The sequence below is a fragment of the Pseudomonas sp. 3296 genome, assembly GCF_031456615.1.
GTDB lineage: Bacteria > Pseudomonadota > Gammaproteobacteria > Pseudomonadales > Pseudomonadaceae > Aquipseudomonas > Aquipseudomonas mucoides.
In genome coordinates this window covers 17664-34726 of the sequence record NZ_JAVDUY010000016.1, presented here as the reverse complement: position 1 = coordinate 34726, position 17063 = coordinate 17664, and the positions used below count along the sequence as shown (strand labels likewise).

Sequence of the window (17063 nt, the reverse complement as noted above, 5' to 3'; positions counted from 1 at the left end):
TACACACATTTCTCAAACCAAGCGACTGCTTCATGAGGTGAAGCCTGCCTAAGCGGCCCCAGGCGATAAAGCCGGCCTGCCCTGGCCTCCGGCGACCCTACGGTAAGCGTACACTGAAGTTACTTTGCGTGATTACTTGAGCATCGACCATGCCGAATATGCACAAAGAGGTTGATCGCACTATGATTAGACAAGTTCAAGCCTGATAATGGCTTGGATATCGATACTTTAGATAGGATCTATAATGCGCAGCCATGTAACTTGCTATGTGTTACTTGTTTCACCCCTTTTCATGCTGTGCCAGCCAGTACACGCATCCGCGTGGGAAATCTGCAGTTTGGAACTTCGTATCACTGATGTATTAAAGCGTCCATACCCACAGTTACAGGCCCAGATCCTGACGGTAAGCCACACATCGGTCACGGCGGAATGTCCAGAAGCGGGGGCAATCATCACTTTCAAACCGGAAACTACTGACTACCAAAGCGAACTCCCACGCCGGCAGTGGCCCAGAAATGGCCAAACGGTGCACATTAACTACCGGTATTTGGATGGTGTATGCATGGGAGATGGTCATGATTATGGGTGCCGTATTAAACTTTACCCATTGGTTGGCACTTGAATGGAAAGCGCTTATCTAGTTAGTTTACGCAAGTTGAGCGGGCACCCACTGATGTGGCAGCCCCCCCCCCGATCTCACCGGCCCGCTGCGTTGGGAAGCGCGTCGGCACATTTTTGAGATAGGCACACGGATCCCGTGCTGATTGGATCAAACTCATGATCGCGGCTGCCCGCTTGTCGCTGAGCAGTGACCCGGCGAACAACCAATTCGATCGTCCATGCACCCACAGCTTTATTTGATTTTCGACCGTATTATCATCTATGGGTACAGCGCCGTCCTCGATATATTGAGTCAGTGCTATCCAGCGCCCGAGGCTGTAATCCAGCACTTTGGTCATAGCCGCCCCTTCAGGCACCAATTCACGCTGTACCAGCGCCCAAGCATGCGGCGCTTCGCTGAGAGAGGCGCTTTTTCTTGGCGTATTCGCCAACGATTTGCATCGCCCATCTCCTTCACTTGCCGTTCAATCTCGTACTACCCGCCAATTGAGTGCAACGCCTGCGCTACCAGTTGGCTTTTGTTCGTCGCGTGCAGATCGCGCATCGTTCAGGCTAGGGCGACTGTGTTTGGCTTAGCGGCTTAGCGTACCTTGCAATTCCTTTTCTGAGCCGCCCCCGACAATGTACTGGCTAAGCTCGCGGGGGGGGCAACGGCACACATTACGGATACGCGCACAAGAGCAAGGTAGGGGACTGACTGTTACACTGGCAGCCCCTCACGTGCATGGCGCATGCTTGAACATGCAATGGAATGACCTGGTTATCAACGGTAAGACATTGAGCATGTCGCACATGCAGCCGTTCGAGTTGACGTTCGAGGTCGCTGCTGAAGCCTTAACGGTGAAATTCGAGTTTGGCTTCCATTGCTTCACTGATGAAAAAGGCTACGGTGAAAAGCTCAATCACAAAGGCGAGCAGCGCTATTTCTGCCCGTCACGCTATCACTGTAGCAACCAGTTGCGCGACTACATCGAACGGCGTTTTTTCAAGGGGGGCTGTGCCCCCACAACAGTAAAAACGGCGGTGGTCAACGCTATTTCTGTTTGGATCTGCACGACAACGCGATCTTTTTTTCGATCAGCAAACGGGGTTCGGGGAGCAACGGAACCGAAAGTGCACTTAAGCCTAGCGCCTACCCGAAAACCCTTGTGCTGTCTGGGTAGTTCGATCAAACCACCGTTTTATCGGACCGCTGCAGGAATAATTTGGAATGGCTGAAAACACTCGAAAAAGAGGTGTCGAAAACTCGTTTCGCTAATCAAAGTCTGTAAATCCAAAGCTTTGGATGAGCAAGTAGAACTTTAACCATGACTTACGTTGGTTTTTGGGTCCATTGCTCCCAAACCCTCTAAAAATAGTCCGCTGGTATTGCGAAACCTCTTAGAGTGTCATTTCGCCCCGGGCGGGACCGCCCCCTGAAAGGGCTCGGTAGCTCGCGCCCTCTTTGGTCATCGCTATAGTTAGTCCTTATCAGCACGGCCAGGGGCAATTGATCAGATGTCGACAGACACGTTTCTTGCGAGCTTCGGCATGGTCGGAGTACGGATTATCGACTCGTACGGCCTCAACTCGCGCCGCTTTGCTTCACACTTGGAATTGCCACACCAGGCGGACGCTAGTAACAATACGCGCTTGCCGACCGACCTCGTTGACGCCGGCTTTATGCGTGCCTTGGCGTTGATCCCCGATCCAGCGTTTGGCCTGCGCGCTGCCGAGTGCTGGCACCCTTCCGATTTGCAAGCACTGGGTTACGCCTGGCTCTCCAGCGGCTCACTGCTCACGGCGCTTAATCGTCTGCAACGATACATAGGTATTTTTGCCGGCCGGGCCGCATTGGCGTGTACCGAAAACGACGAAGGGGTCTGTCTAACCTATGACAGCGGTCGGGGCAATACCGAGTTGGGGCATGCCATGGCCGATTTTGCCCTTTCGCTGATTATTGGCATGTGTCGGACAAACCTTCGCGGCCCATTGCCTCTGTGCTCGGTTCACCTCAAGCGCCCCTGCCCTAGCGACCGTTCACCCTACGAACGCTTTTTCGAGTGTGAAGTGGTTTTCGAGGCCGACAACGATAGCTTTGTCTTACCCTGGAACGTGCTGAATCGAACACTGCCCACCGCGAATGCCGAATTTGCTCAATTCTTTGATGACATTCTCGTCAGTGAGTTAACCAGGTTGTCAGGTTCCGACTTGCTGATGCGCTGTCGGAGGTTTCTCCTGGAGAACATGTCGTCAGGTGAACCCAGTGAGGATCGTTTGGCCGAGGCGATGGCCATGAGTCGGCGAACGCTGCAACGCAAGCTCGCGGAACGTGGCGTGAGTTATAGGATTCTTTTAGACCGGCTTCGTCACGACCTGGCGCAGCGACACCTCATGACGTCGTCAATCTCGGTGACGGAAATTGGATTTCTACTTGGGTTTTCCGAGCAAAGTGCATTCGCGCGGGCCTTTAAACGATGGCAGGGAGTCTCCCCGTCGGATTTCCGTGCCCAGCAGGAGTCTCAATAGGATCACAGAAGTTGAGTTTTGAGGGGGTCATCAACTAACGTCATCGGCACCAGATCACGGAGGTATCCGTAGGGCGCTTTATCGGCAAACGGCGGGTGAAAGATCTTAAGGAGCTGGTGAAGCGCTCTACGATTCGTACTCACATCACAGTTCCATACAACGATCACTCGTAATACATCGAAAATGTTGCGAGAGCCTGAACCTGCCCAGGGGAGTTGGTGGTCGCGGTTTTGTAATACTGCGCCACCAGTGGGATGCTGACCGGTTGGTTGTTGCTAATGCTTGTGGCTACCAACGTCTTGGTAGACAGGGGTAGGGGCGATTTGGCCCCGGCGCCGGCTAGGATCTGGATACCCACGCCCGTTGCCATCCCAGAGCCAGTGGAATTGTTCAGTACGCCAGCGGGTTGCGAGTACACCGACGAGATCCCATCGATCTGGTAGGACACCTTAATGCCAGTGTTGCATGTTAACGCAATGTTAAATTCGGTCGGATTAAAGGTGGCACCCACAGATTTACCGGTGAGAGAGGCCATAATTAGACTAGGTAAAGCCACAGCCACGTTTTGAGTGTCAACAGTACACGCACTGGCAATGATGCTGGTAGTTCCATTGATTTGCAGGTACTGATATGAATAAGGATTCTGAAGGATGCCGGCTCCGGAGTCGCTCATCACCGCCCTTGCTACGTTAGCATTTCCGAATGTTAATGCCCCAGTGTTTACGGGGCCGGTGATCACGAGGTCAAACCCAAACCCTTGAGAAATTGGTACATTATTATAAGGGCCTTGTTTATTGTTTAAGTTTGGATAGGCGGGAATATATTGTGAAGTACCGGCATTCGCCCACATGCGAACGCCTATGCCCGCGACATTCGTTGCATAGGCATTCGGCACCGCGGTTGAAGTCATTGCATTAACAAGTTGGACATACGTGTAGAATGAAGGTGAACAGTTCGACGCGCTAGCATAGGGGCCGCCGGAATTGTTCCAGGGCTGGGTATAAATCACGGTGCCCACCGCGGCATTACGCTTTACCGACAGTGTCGCCGGCAGCGCCCATACTACGGGACCTGAAACAGACGGACTTATAGTGCAGGATGCAGACACTTTGGAGCTCAATACCCCCATAATAACTAGGGAAAGCGCGATATAAAGAGTATTATTTTTCATCGTTCGACCCCTTAAACACTTCATTCAATACATCTTGCCTGAGAAACAATAATTTCCGTCGATCCAGGGTTATTTTCCGCTGGCAGTTGATAAGGTAACTGGCATAACCGCTGATTCTCCTTGGTCAAAGCCGCGGTCAACATTCCACTGCTGCCCTTCAGTCCGCGTGCGAGAACCCGCCCTCCTTGTGCGACTGTGCCCACAATCTGACCAGCGGCATCGCGTATTTCAACGCCAAATGGCAGAAACTTTCCGTCGGCCTGTCGAGTCTCAATAATAGCGGTACGTCCTGTGTTTTCGGTTTCGAATTTCAGCTTGACCACCGCTCCGACGGTCGGTGCCACTTGTTGCATGGTAGATTTCAAATCGATGTTGACCGGCAACCCCTGCGGGTCAATTTCAATTCTATTCCGCGCAAAGGGTGTCAAATTGGAAACCACCGCATGTCCCCACGGATCAACCCGCAACCCACTGCCATTGACCACACGAGCGCCGACGGCGTCCTTAGCTTCCACCACGGCTATGGTATCGCCCATGCTCGGGGTAAGCACTACGCCACCATCATAAGCCAGCACTCCGCCGGACATGCCAACACTCATTTGCCTGTAGTTACTGTTTTTGCTTGCACTGGCACTCACGGTCGTCATGGGTGAGACATAGGAGGCATTTCCCCCAAGACTCGTTGCGCGCGAGGTGTCGCCTCCGCCACTACGGCCTGTGTTAACGCCATAGGAAAGCTGGTTATCCTTGCCCAGAGTGCCTGTCAGTGTTTCCTGTAAACTGCTTGCCCCTGAAGAGTCGCGCTGCACTTGTGTCGATGAGTAAGGTGCACGCGGGCTATTACCCAGCGGAACGGCGACGGTAAACAGTACTTGGTTGTCCCAATTCGAAGTATTCACGTTCAACTGGCGGGACAACGCGACGCCATAATTGACGCGCTTATAGTGGTTGTTATACCCCGCCTGAGTCTGTGTATCACGCCCGCTGCGATCCCAGTAGTTCTGGGTCGAGCCCGAAAGGTAAAAACTGCCCCATCCTGGAGCCAACGACTGGTTGATGGTGGCCTGTAGCTTTCCTCGCTGGACTCCCCCGAGAGCCCCATCCAAATCGTGATCATCAAAATCTTGTAAACGCGCGGCATCGGCAAAATTCAGATAGCCCTCACTGGAATATCGATAAGCCGCCACCGTCAGGTTCGTATTGGTGGGCTCGAGCAGTTTGCTGTAGCTCACCCGCGCACTTTCGCCTTTACGGCTGGGCTCATTGGTAAGCTGCGTGTTGGCATGCGTGATATCAGCACTGATTGCGCCGTAGTCGGTGTTCAATGCTGCGCCAACCACCGCCGCCCCATAGTCAGGGGACAGAATTGAGCCAGCGTAGCCAGTCAGCAAATTGGTGAAGCCGTGTTGCAGGGTACCTTGAAGCATGGGCGGGGTACTTTGCACGCTCGGGTTGCGATATTGGCCAGCCGCGACACTGTAGCGCGTGACACCAGGTCTCAATGCATTGACCGCCGCGGCATAGGGCACACGGGAGGCCCGGACAGTGCCGTTCGCTTCGGTCACAGAGACCTCCAAATCGCCGCCATAACCGGTTGGATAGAGATCAGTTATTTCGAAAGGGCCGGGAGCGACCGTGGTCTCGTAGATAACGGTGCCGCTCTGGCGAACTTGGACCCGTGCATTGGTCTGCGCTATGCCACGCACGGTAGGAGCGTAACCGCGCAGTGACTCAGGATACATGCGATCGTCACTAGACAATTGCATGCCTCGAATACCGACGCTGTCAAACATGGCACCATCGGTAAAGGAGTCGCCAATCACGAACTGGCTCTCCAGCGATGTGATAGATCGCTGCAGATTCGACTGCAGACTTTGATAACGACTACCCATTGTCTGATCGTATGTCATGCTGCCCTGATGATTGAAACGCCAGACTCCAAAGTTCAGGCCTGCGGCCAAGCCCAAATAACCATTAGTTGATGTTTCTCCTTGACTTTGACTTTGATAGGCATTGGCGTTGTAGCGTAAGCGGCCGGCAGTGATCCCTTCATCCCAGTATTGTGGGTCCACATAGTCGCGGTTTTTCCGAGCCATAAACGCTTGCGGAATGCTGGTATCCAATCGCTGCTCGGCGTTGTCAAAATCGGCGATCGCGCCGTCAATGAGTGCCGACAACGGCGTGCACATATCCGTATTTTTTTGCAGTTTCGCATTGATTTCCGGCTTAAGCTTGCCGAGATCCACGCCCATACGGTCAAGTAAGGCACGATCAAAACACGGCTGCACATTGTGGCCATCGCTGCTGACTGGGCGAAGCGTCATCTCAGTGCGTCCGACCCAAATTTGGTTAACATACAGGTCAGAGTGATAGGTACCTGCAAGAGCGGCGTTGTCCTGGTTAAACCGAGTGACATCAATCAGTTGACCGGGAACCTGTCTCAAAAATACATCATTGAACTGGGTTTCAACGGCTCCGGTACCTTCTACAGACCCAGCGAACACCGCACCACTGACAACCAAAACGCCTGCCGCGACACTGATTTGGCTGCGGAAGAGGGCGGATAAGAAAGATTTACGCATTTGGACCTAGCTGAATTCGGGCAAAGCTTCGCCCGATCGGCAAATCACACAGTTAGCCGATCGCCAGAAAATAAGCCTTAAGAGAGAACCGCTAAATATTAAGCGGGCTGAGATCTCACGGGGTTACGCGCAGCGAAGCTTCGCCATCTATGGCGCCACCAAAATCACTGATGGCGTGATACCGAATCTTCAGTCCTGAGCTTGGAACGACCTGACTATGAAGTAGGAACGCCTTGGTTTCGCCCGGCCCCACCATGCCGCCATCATCAAATTTTGAGGCCTTCCCCTTCGTGTCTACTTCGAAGGCAGCGAAAGAGACAAAGTAAGGTGTCGGATTGCGCAATTCTACGTGCTTGCCATCCTGCAACAGTCTCCATTCAATCTTGGCAGGCGCTTCCTGCGCCGTGCCAGTAAGGTCGGCAGGTCGATAAAAAAATTTGATGCGAGAGCGGAACGCCAATTGAAGCTTATTAAGTTGCGCATTTCCTTCTGGCGGAATCTCTAAGACGTTGAGCCAGAACACGGACTCCTTATCTTGTGGCAATGGCTCTTTCGTATAAAAAATGCGGAGCGTTTGGCCTTTGCCCGAATCGATACGCGTCACCGGAGGCGCAACTGTAAAAGGGACCGAAATGTCGGCAGGCGCTGCCTTGTCATCTCCCTTATCGAGCCACACCTGAACGAGTGCCGGCAAAGCCCCCTCGTTGGTCAACCTGATGGTCACTTCGCGCTCCGTCGAGTTGTACACCACACGCGTACCGGCAATGACTACCGATGCGCTAGCGTGAGAAGCCCCAACGCCCCCCACAATGAGCAAAACCAAGCCCATCACCGCTCGAAGAACCAGTTCGCGCTTCATGACAACTCCTGGAGTATCAGTCCAAATTACAGCTAAAGGATCGCAGAGCTTTCACAGCCGCTACGACCCGTACGAGATCAATTGTAGGAAATGGTATACATCACGCTTGAGTTAGCAGGGCCGGGAGTGGCGACGCCAGTGGCGTAGTATTGAGCGTAGTACGACAACGTAGCACTACCGGCAACCACTGGGACGGACTTGGAATTCTGCGACGATTCTGCAAAACCAGCTTTAATGTCTGTCAGATCATTATTCATCAAGCCAATTTGTACGTTAGACGCGCCACCGCCGGCGAGCACCAGACGCCCTGTCGTGCTATCGGTAGTCGCACCTGCTTCGAAGAAGGTGTGTACATTGCCTCCAGTGGGAGTGCATCCGGACAGTTTAATCTCAAACGGCGTACGCCCAGTGGTCTGACCAGCAGCGGCCAAGGCGTTCGCTGAAACAGACGGCAGTGTGACGGTGAAGTCCTTCTGGCCACCGCCATTGCCGTCAATGGTACATGTGTTGGCAGTTACTTGGCCGTTAATGGTGATGGTACCATCCGCTGCCATTGCGAACTGAAACGAACCAATGAGAGCGGCAACGGCAAGAGCAGAAATAACATTTTTTTTCATGATATATACCCAAGTAAATTTAAAACATAACTAAAGAGATCTGGCTAGCCAAGAACTATTTGAGTTGCAATATAATATATGTACCAACCTTAATTAGCTGTGCCGTTTGCGCCAAACGTATTGACTTGTTGCGCCAAATTTGTTTGCCTGCATGAATTCAATACATAAGTGCAACGCTCACCCCTGCATAGACTTCATACGGTGTCTTCCAGCCCAGGCGTTTACGAGGCCGTAAATTTATCTGCGCGACCACGCGGTTTACAGCAGCAACAGTCAGCTTGCTGAAGTCGCTACGCTTGGGAAAATACTGGCGGAGCAAGCCGTTGGTATTTTCATTTGTACCGCGCTGGCAGGACGAATACGGGGCGGCGAAATACACGTCACAACCGCTCTCAGGGCGATCCGCTCATGGCCTGCAAACTCCTTACCGTTGTCCAGGGTTAGCGTGTGTGCCACATGCCCCTTGAGTTGCACGTTGATCGCCCGAGTCACCTGTCGGCGTGTTCTGCGCTTCACCGGAGAGGCGCCTAAGTAACCACTTTTTCGGTCCACCAGTGTGACTAGATTCCCACCTAAACCATGTACTGTGTCACCTTCCCAGTCACCCAGCCGTTCGCGGGTTTCGACCTCAGCAGGACGCTCGTTGATCGACACCCGATTTCGCAACTGCCCCCGCTGGTCATGGCTTCCATAGCGTTTACGGTAGCGCTTTCGACGGTGCCTTAGGGCGTTTTCCGGGTTCTTCTCCACGTACAGGGCAAAGGCGGCCAACAGATAGTCATATAGCGCCGGTTGCTTAGCGAATGCGGTTTTTTTCTGCTCCAGGGTTTTACGAGCTAGCGTGAATTGCGGCTGGGGGCGCATGCGCATCAGGTCGTTGAATGCCTGCAGCAGCGACACCTGCGGCATGTCGTCGGTGATATCCAGCAATTTGATGTCAACCTCCTCGACCAAATCGTCGAGAGACACATTGCGTTGTGACTTCTGGCTCTGGGTGAGTTGTCAGGCGAAGTGTTCGCCGAGCTTGCCCGTCTAGCCACCGAGCCAGTGCACCCGCCGCATCAGCCCTTTGGCCGAGGCGGCGTAAAGCCCTTGTGGGTAACGGCTCAGGCAGGCATCGAAGCCGGTCTCAGCCAGCAGCAGGTGGGACTTGTCCATATGTTCGCGTGTTAGCACATCGTATTCGTCGAAGGCGCACTGCTGGGAGGTATTGAGCGCTGTGCGGGCCTCTATGTAGAGCGCGGTCTCCTTGAGCGAGGCTTGAGCGCTGTCCTTGAGAGCAGCGAAGCCGGAACTGGTTTCATTGAACTGGCCACTGTAGAAATCCGCGGCAGCTTGCAGGTACGTTGCGAAATCCCTGCCCAGCGGGCTCTGGATATCACCCGACAAGTCGATGTCGTCTCGTGTGCCGTCCTCGTTGCAGACTTCCAGCAGTTGCATCCGGCGATAGGCCTGTGCCAGGCGCTCAGCAGGTGCCAGGTCACTGTCTACCAACTGTTGGAGAAAGTCGCGAGCGCTGTCATACGAGTTGCTGCGGCAACGGCTGCCTTCGCCGGACAGAAATGCATCGCCAGCGATTTCGATTTGGTCAGTGACCTGGGTGACACCGAGTTTTCCCAGTATTCCGGTCAATGTAGCCGCGGTGGCGGGCACCTCGCCTGTGCGCTCTGGCTCCGTCGGGTGCAGGCGGTATACCGCGAACGGCACTGGCCCGTAGCCCTCTTCTAGGTGATGGCTATCTAGCGCCTTAGGCGTCAGGGGCAGAACGCCCTTGTCCGCCAACAGCAGGCGCAGATTCACACGGTTGTCGTTGCCCGAACTCAGAAATGGCAGGTTGTTGCAGACATCTAAGGAGCCGTTGAGCACCCGCCAGTTGGGGTTACAGAAGTCGTCGAAGCTAGCTTGGGCCTGACTGGGCGGTATTTGCCAGTGTCAGTGATGGCGAGACCGATTCGCATGAGCTGTCCTAGAGTATGGTTGGAGTAGACGACTTGGGTTTGAAGAGTTTCGGGGGCGGATCAAAATACGCGGGCACAATCGTCCTTATTGGCCAGGCTCGGAAGGTGTGTTCGCCGAGCCCTTACATCCGCTCGCCAACCGCCAGTTTGTGGCTGATGTACTCCGGACTGTTGTCGCTGCGTATTACCCCTGGCTTTCCACGCCACTTTATGCAGGACACGCTCGATTGGTAGTGACAGGTCTGAGGCTCCCCCAATTTCTAAGACTTCAACCTGATAGCCAAGGGTTTACCGTTCGATTGCTTCCGAATCCTGTGATCGATCGTCCCTTCAAGACTGTCGCAATTTTCCGGATTTATCATTGACCCACGGTGTCCATATCGAGGTCGGCATAGTCTGCTGCGACGAAACTCTTTTACCAACCACCCCCACCTCCTCCACCCCCACCACCCCCAGACTCTCCCCCACCAGAGGAGCTGCTATCAGACGAGCTGCTACTCGAACTAGAGCTTGCCCCAGACGACGGGCTCGGCGGTGGCGTTGATGCGATAACGGCGGCAGCGGTCAGCGCGCCACTGAGCTCGCTCGGCGTGCTGAAGCGACTGCTATTGCGGTACCACTCGGGACGATAGTCGGGTTCGGCCAACTCGATAACGCCGGACTCAATCGCCGCGCTCAAGCGCGCCGTCCATTGCTGTTCAACCCCAAGGGCCATAGCGTAGGGCAGGTGCTGCTCGTAGAGGGCGATGGTCATCGCAGGTGCATGGGCGGCGCCGGCCAAGGTGCCGCTTTCGGCCAACTGCAAGTACTCTCGGTAACCTTCCAGAGCATCTAAGATCTGGCGCCCTTCGACTGTTGGCGCTTCTAAGAGGCGGCGGAAGAGCACAATCTGGATAACGATCAAGGCCACGCAAACGCCCGCAATTAATGAGGTCGCCACGATGACGCGAAGCCCGACCAAGGCGAACGGCAAACCAAACAGTATCAACACAATCCCCATCAGTCGGGATCCGTATCCGCTTTTGGTAGGGGTCGCCCAGCCGAAGACCATCAGGCCAACTCCCAAGATAAATGGAAAGAAGACGGAAAGCATCACCAGCGCATCGCCCAAAAAGCCCATCACCACATACGCAATCACCGCGCCCAGCACACCGAGGCACCAAGGTTTTCGGTTTTTTCTAAAAAGCTTGTCGCCCCACTCGATGAGTTCTTTACTGTGGGCCGCCAGCGCCTTACTCATTGCCTTGACGTATTTATTGCCGACGCGAATCTCAGCTTTGCCGCCGCTGAACAAATGACCAAACAAGGCCTTTTCATGGGCCTGGGCGTTTTTGTCCAGCTTGCCGGCAGTGATGATAAACGCGGCGCTTTTTGGCGCATCGGCAATGCTGAGCACCTTGCGCCGAGCCAGATCGGTGACGGTAACTGTCATCGCCTCGACATCGCTAAAGCGGCCGCTGAAACCCTCGTTCCAGACATAGCCGGCACGTGCTGGACTCACCTCTTGAGGTGCTTCGTAGCGCGGGAAAATCATACCCTTGGCAGGGGCGGCGCCGACCTTTCGCCACCAATAAACGTAGTATGCGAACAGCGTCAGCACAGTAAGTAGGCCCACCGCGGGGCGGGGGTTATCCCAGAGCAAGCGCAGCAGCTGCATCACCGCGCTGGGATGTTTGATCAAACCAGACGGCCAGTCCAAGGCAATGGTGAAGCCTTCATTTGCGCTCAGCGGTCGGGTGGTAACTAGCTTCACGACGTTATCGCCGCGGCTTAGCACCTTGTAGGCGCGGCCGGTGGTCGAGCCAGCGTAGCCGGTATAGCCGGCCATCTGGTCGATGAGCGCGCCTTCGGGCAACTCGATGGTGGCCGTGGCTTGGGTGATGGGGAACGACCATTGGTTGCCAGTGAGGTTCCAGTACAGCTCATCCTTATCAGCGGTGAGGTGCAGTTGGCCATCCATACGGTATTGCAGTTCATATAGATGTGAGCCTTGCTCGACGTCAGAATCTGGCGAACCGATGTAGTAACGCACGCCCCACTCGGTGCCTTCTTTTTTAAAGGGCTCAATCTGGCCGTCGCGAGTCACACTGAGCAGGTCGATAGGTGTTTTACGCACAAAGCCGCTAGGCAAACTGTAGGTGGTGGGAATCTCGCGGTATATGCCGTGCCTGATCTTGTTGCCAGCGGCAGTCACCTGAATACGCTCGGTAATCAGCAGATCGCCGCTGGGCTGGACCTTGAGCAAGATGTCGAAGTGATCAATGCGCTCTTCATGTTTGTAATTGGCGGCGTCGCCCACGTAGTCGCTAGAGTCAATCGCCTGGTCATCGTTATCTTGCAGGACCATAGTGGGAGCCGGTGCATGCTCGGCGTGGGTGTCCAGCACCTCGATGTACCCTGCCAAGGCATGGCTGATGGACAGTGCGGGCACTAGGCAGAGCATCAGTCCTAGGGCGTATTGCAGTTTTCTAGGCATCTTAAAACTCCATTTTTGGCGGCTCGGCCTGCCCGGCATCGTCCAGCGTAAAATACGCCACCCGGGTGAACGCAAACGCGTAGGCGAGCAGGTTAGTGGGCACCGATTCGACCAGAATGTTCAGCTCGCGCACCGCGCCGTTGTAGTAACGCCGGGCCATTTGAATGCGGTCTTCGACGTCGCTGAGATTTTTCTGCAGGTCGAGGAATAACCCGTTGGCCTGAAGTTCAGGGTAGGCCTCGGCGCGGGCAAATACCTGCTTGAGGGTATTGGACAACGCCCCTCTACCTCGCCGCGTTCGACGGCGTCGCTGGCCTGATGCTGCTGGGCAACGTTGCGCTGAACGGTCAGCGCGGTAAGGGTGGCGCTCTCATAAGCCGCATAGAATTTCAGGCACTCAACCAACTGTGGAATTAGACTGGAGCGGCGCTTGAGCTGCACGTCAATATCGCTCCAAGCCGCCGCCACCCGAATGCGATTGAACACCAGCCGGTTGTAGCCCCAGATCACGCCAGCTATCAGAAGTACAACTACCGACACCATGCCCCATATTATGAGTCCCTGCATGCTATCCCCACTGTTGTCTCGATGCCGTCTTAAGTTGAAAATTTTTGTACGGACTACTAGCAATACAACGGTGATATTTTCCATCACGACTTGAGCGAACAGCCACCAGTCAATCCCCACGCTATGTTCATGCTTATCACGCAGCAGTACAGTCATCACAATGCTGCTCATGACTATCAGCTTCAATACGCATCGGTCATAAGCAAAACAAAGCCTCGCTGAACTGCCCCTTCAAAACTGGACACTAACTCCCATTAAATTGAAGCCATTGACAAGCACCTGAACGCCCTCGATGAACGGTAGTTCAGGGATCCGTGCGGATGCTGTTCGTTGTAGTGTTCGAGCGCAATTGCCAAGGTATACAGCGCCGTTACTTGGCGCATCAGGCAACCCGCCTTCCGTCGAACACCGCCAGCTGGCGATGACAATCATTTGAAGCTTCCATTTGATTCGCACCAACGGAGAAGGCTAGGCTATTAGAAAGCAGGACCTAATGTGCAATCACAGCAATTCACTACAGTCCTTCATGGGATTTTTGTAAGCAAGTATGGGGAACCGAAAAGCACGTAGTTCATGGAAACCCCCTGGTCCTAGATTGCCCATATTATTTCACCAGAGCTAAATCCCTTCCAAATAAACGTATAGATTGGATATGTTTCGCTGCGCTCTGATCAAAAAGAAAACTCTGGCGCACCCCAGTATTGGCCGGGATGGTCACCTCGTCAGGATTAATCAGATCGGGAAGTAATGCACTGGAGTAACCGCCCTCTTCGATCACCAGCAACGCGCCTGTTTGCCTGAGATTGATCAGGCGTACTGGCTTATTGGTGTTGTTTTTGAAGCCAATCAGGACTTTCAGTCCAGTGTCATTTACGACACCATTGTTGAGCAGCTCAACAGTGAGCATCTCTGCCATTGGCTCAAGACCAGAGAGAACTACCGCACCATCACTGCTTTCAGTGGATTCACGGCCTTTGGTGACACCCTCAGCAATGCCGCCCGCCAGATTCTTGCCCGTACTTATTAACGAAGACATTACCGAGCTGGCAGAGTCCCTCAGCGTGTTTGGCTCAGGCGCGGATATATCTGCAAAGGATGCAGCAGGCAAAAAACCCGCCATCAATAACGCGGAAGCCCATAACGCCTTTTTTATCATGTTCTCTTTTCGACCTGATTTTTTAGTGAGGATTAGTCCCCAATGATGAACGAGCGCCATTAACGGCGCTTGACCCCTTACGCCAATAAGGCGCTTGGGGACGCCATTCGAAAATAAACAGGACATTTTTGAGATGCGATTTTCTTACGCCGGTGGGCCACCCACCTTTGAATCTAATAGGCCAATTGGTGTTTGCCGAAATCCTGCTAATGCGGGATCAGGGGCACTCTCCAAAAAAACGCAATTCAGATTTACACACCCATCGACTGAAAATCTGAAGGTCTAACTGACACCGATGCGGCAAGCTCTTTCGCCACAGATCAGTTCTCATTTGGTACATAACTCCCCGTTTGCTTGCCGTCCGCATCAAACACATTGACTCGGTTTTCCTCCTCTTCATCCCACACCTGATAGCTAGCTTCATTGCTATCGGACCCTATCGCGTACGAACGCAGTCGACCTAGTTTTTTCACCACAACGTTGTCTTTGTCGATCAACACCAGCCCATAATCAAGTTTGCTTTCTACCACGCGGCCTTCGTCAGTCAACTCCATTCCTTCGCCCCCTTCAATCTCTGCGGCGGCGAGGTTTTTCTGGAACGAATGGAGCGTCTTGTAGGTGGGCGGCACCCGCACCTTTCCGGCCAGGTCAATGGCGCCGTAAAGTTCACCCTTCTTGATCACGGCCATACCATTGGAAAAACTCTGGACCTCATCGTACGGCAGGCTGATGGCCAGGGCTTTGCCTTGGGTATCAATAAACGCGTACTTATGGCTTTTGCGATTCTGGACCAACAACGGCTGATCGTTGGCAAACTTACCGAGTGCAGTGAAGCCCGGAGGGTTGATTTTGTTCAGACTCAGGTCGTAAACATCGCGCTGTAGTTCATCGGTAGAAGTGGTGTAGATAAAGCCATCCGAGGCACTGATGGACCCGTAGCGTGGCGCCAACAACTCCTTACCAGAAAGGGACCAGATGCCATAGTTGGAATCAATACGGTAGGTCTTGGTGCCAGGACGGGCAATGAATAGTGTGCCCACCACTTCCGGGTTGACGTATTGCATCGGCACCACGATCTGTTGCTTTTTTAAGTCGTAAACACCGTAGGGACCGTTGGTGTGCTGCTGGACCACGATCATGCTGTCATTGATTTGTTGCTCGATGCCATCGAACGGCAGTTGCTTGAGCGTGTTGGTGCCGGAGGCAAACGTAAAATACTTCGTGATGCTCTGTCGCCACCCATCGCGATCACCATCGTTGATATAGCCCACCACCATGCGGTAAACGCCGGGCACCTCGGTGTAATCGATCCGCTCAAAACGTGGCGCCACCACCCATAGGCCATTCTTGTCAATGAAGCCGCTCTTGTCCGTCTTGTTGTCGAAAGCGATGTAGCGCTCCTGCGTGGATTCAGCATTGGCCATTTGCAACTCGACCGTTTGCTTTTGTGGCGCTTGCAGCACATAGATCACCACACTGGCTGGGGTGGCGTCGAAACGATAGCTGGCAGAGGAATAGGCTAGCGTCTCGGGTATTGGGGACAGGTTCTTGGTGAACATCGTCAAATGTTCTTGCAGAGCCCGGGGGGTTTTAAATTCAGTGAAATTCCTACGGATGCGCAACAATTCAGCATAGTAAGTGCGCAGGTTGGCGACCTGGGTCGGGCTAATAACGCTATTGGAGTTACTACCGTTGTTGTACAGGGCCTTGCCGTCGTGGCTCATCCCCTGGATCACGTAGGTTGTTCCCTTAGGAGTGGCCAACGTCAGGGAAGCCTCTGAGCCTCCCAGCGCTGTCAGTTGGTAATATTCCCCACCACCGAAAGTGACTTTGGAATGGTCTTTGTCCAACACAATTTTTTTGAAACCTGGGTAGCCCTGGTACGTGACTGCTAGGTCAACGTGCTCCAGCGGCTTGTTGAGCTTCAGTTCGACTTCTGTGCTGTCCTGAGAGCGGTCTTCGGTAGATGTGATTGGAGTTCCCACGTCGTTGAAAGGCAGTTGCGTACCATCATGCCAATATAGGGTTTTAACCTGATAATGCTCCTGAACATACTGCTCCGGTGTGGCTGCGCGCTTGAATACCTCCTGTAACGGCTCGACATTCAGCCTGATACCGGACTGGTTGTCGAAATACAATTGCTGAAAAGTCAGCGATGATTTGAGTTGCGCCAGCGCCTGCTTTACCTCTTCGGTGGGCAAGGGCACAAAGAGCGGATCGTAGCGAAGCTCTTTCTGTTCCTCGGTTTTCGCATTCTCGACTGACGTAATTTCCAGCTTAAGATTCTGAAACCTATGGTTGAGGTTTACCGTATCGCGCACGTCGAGAATCAGGTAGTTAATGCGCTTTTGGGCTTCCGACAAAGAGAGCTCACCGATGTCAGCATCACCACCTTCATTGAGTTCTTCAGCGCTGTAGTTTTCGCCGCTGAGGGGGGTATTCTCCGCCCGCCAGTCCATCAGGTAGTAAGTCGAACCGCCAATGACTGTGACGATGGTCAGGGTACTGGCAAGAAGCTTGATTCGGTTCATGGCTATTTTCACTGTGA

The 17063-nt window shown here is 53.7% G+C and carries 11 protein-coding genes and 3 pseudogenes; 2 read left to right on the top strand and 12 right to left on the bottom strand.

The annotated features are described in order from the left end of the window. Positions 1-646 precede the first annotated feature (646 nt). Positions 647-1159 (bottom strand): annotated as a pseudogene (locus J2X66_RS29360) (transposase); the annotation flags it as partial. Positions 1160-1362: 203 nt separating this feature from the next. Between J2X66_RS29360 and J2X66_RS29355 the strand changes: the two are divergent. Next, a complete protein-coding gene (locus J2X66_RS29355) occupies positions 1363-1839 on the top strand; it encodes a hypothetical protein (RefSeq protein WP_310271985.1) in 477 nt (158 codons plus the stop codon). A gap of 279 nt (positions 1840-2118) precedes the next feature. Beyond that, positions 2119-3129 carry an AraC family transcriptional regulator ligand-binding domain-containing protein gene (locus J2X66_RS29350; RefSeq protein WP_310271982.1) on the top strand — a complete coding sequence of 337 codons (1011 nt, stop codon included), beginning with the start codon at positions 2119-2121 and terminating at the stop codon, positions 3127-3129. 163 nt (positions 3130-3292) lie between these two features. Here J2X66_RS29350 and J2X66_RS29345 read toward each other — a convergent pair whose 3' ends face one another. The 11 genes and pseudogenes from J2X66_RS29345 to J2X66_RS29295 all read right to left on the bottom strand — a co-directional run bounded on the left by J2X66_RS29345 (position 3293) and on the right by J2X66_RS29295 (position 17046). Beyond that, positions 3293-4300, bottom strand: a complete 1008-nt coding sequence (locus tag J2X66_RS29345) for a fimbrial protein (protein ID WP_310271979.1) — start codon at positions 4298-4300, stop codon at positions 3293-3295. A gap of 20 nt (positions 4301-4320) precedes the next feature. Continuing rightward, positions 4321-6882: a fimbria/pilus outer membrane usher protein gene (locus tag J2X66_RS29340; protein WP_310271976.1), complete on the bottom strand. Its 2562-nt coding sequence runs from the start codon at positions 6880-6882 to the stop codon at positions 4321-4323. A gap of 115 nt (positions 6883-6997) precedes the next feature. Beyond that, a complete protein-coding gene (locus J2X66_RS29335; protein ID WP_310271973.1) occupies positions 6998-7741 on the bottom strand; it encodes a fimbria/pilus periplasmic chaperone in 744 nt (247 codons plus the stop codon). Between the two features lie 77 nt (positions 7742-7818). Then, complete coding sequence (locus J2X66_RS29330) at positions 7819-8358, bottom strand: fimbrial protein (RefSeq protein WP_310271970.1); 540 nt, start codon at positions 8356-8358, stop codon at positions 7819-7821. Between the two features lie 157 nt (positions 8359-8515). Then, a pseudogene (locus tag J2X66_RS29325) lies at positions 8516-9222 on the bottom strand (IS30 family transposase). A gap of 168 nt (positions 9223-9390) precedes the next feature. Continuing rightward, the gene (locus J2X66_RS29320) at positions 9391-10158 is read right to left on the bottom strand and encodes a hypothetical protein (RefSeq protein WP_310271967.1); all 768 of its coding nucleotides are present in this window, start codon (positions 10156-10158) and stop codon (positions 9391-9393) included. 573 nt (positions 10159-10731) lie between these two features. Next, entirely contained in the window at positions 10732-12792 is a 2061-nt protein-coding gene (locus J2X66_RS29315) for a DUF2207 domain-containing protein (RefSeq protein WP_310271962.1), read from the bottom strand. Between the two features lies 1 nt (position 12793). After that, positions 12794-13069: a LemA family protein gene (locus J2X66_RS29310; RefSeq protein ID WP_310271959.1), complete on the bottom strand. Its 276-nt coding sequence runs from the start codon at positions 13067-13069 to the stop codon at positions 12794-12796. 107 nt (positions 13070-13176) lie between these two features. Continuing rightward, positions 13177-13335 (bottom strand): annotated as a pseudogene (locus J2X66_RS29305) (LemA family protein); the annotation flags it as partial. Positions 13336-13963: 628 nt separating this feature from the next. Further along, positions 13964-14575, bottom strand: a complete 612-nt coding sequence (locus tag J2X66_RS29300; protein WP_310271956.1) for a hypothetical protein — start codon at positions 14573-14575, stop codon at positions 13964-13966. A 260-nt stretch (positions 14576-14835) separates the two neighbouring features. Then, a complete protein-coding gene (locus J2X66_RS29295; protein WP_310271952.1) occupies positions 14836-17046 on the bottom strand; it encodes a WG repeat-containing protein in 2211 nt (736 codons plus the stop codon). Positions 17047-17063: the final 17 nt, after the last annotated feature.